This is a genomic window from Pseudoflavitalea rhizosphaerae (genome assembly GCF_003991355.1).
In the GTDB taxonomy this organism is placed as follows: Bacteria; Bacteroidota; Bacteroidia; order Chitinophagales; family Chitinophagaceae; genus Pseudobacter; species Pseudobacter rhizosphaerae.
In genome coordinates this window covers 1-599 of sequence record NZ_RCSU01000038.1, presented here as the reverse complement: position 1 = coordinate 599, position 599 = coordinate 1, and the positions used below count along the sequence as shown (strand labels likewise).

The following is a 599-nucleotide window of genomic DNA, read 5'->3' as shown; positions in this document are numbered from 1 at the left end:
TCTTAAAAACAAAAGGTTACAGTGTTTAGTTTTGAGGTTCCAAAATCTTAAAACAAAACAAACTGTAACCCGATGTTGGATGCAAATGTAAAAATCATTACTGAGTTGAAAAACTTCGTTTCTTTTGTTGCTTCTGATCGATCTGTTTTGCGTGATTATTGTATGTCAGACAATGATTTTATCCGTACCCGGAAATTACCTTTTGATAAGTTGGTGGTATTGATAGTGCAGCTTTGTAAAAAGACTTTAAGCGTAGAACTGGACCAGTTTTTTGCTCAGATGGATATGAAACATAGTTGTTCAGTCAGCGCTTTTGTTCAGCAGCGCCTAAAACTTAATCCGGTTTTCTTCTATTGCTGGAACCAATTGTTATGCGCTCTTTTTTACAGCCATTACGGTCAATCCGTGCATCGTTGGAAAGGCTATAAGTTAATTGCCTGCGATGGATCCTCCGTCAGCCTGGTGAATACCCCTTGTCTTTGCGATTATTTTGGTGGTCAAAGCAATCAACATGGAGATTATGTGCTGGCTAAAATCTTTTACCACTATGATGTGTTCAATGAGTTAATTATACTGCCTCAAATAAAGCCTTATCGCTA

At 37.6% G+C, this 599-nt stretch carries 1 protein-coding gene; it reads left to right on the top strand.

What is annotated here, in order from left to right:
* Positions 1-72 precede the first annotated feature (72 nt).
* The coding region (locus tag D9Y29_RS26410; RefSeq protein WP_164735568.1) for a hypothetical protein at positions 73-599 on the top strand (527 nt) is incomplete at its 3' end.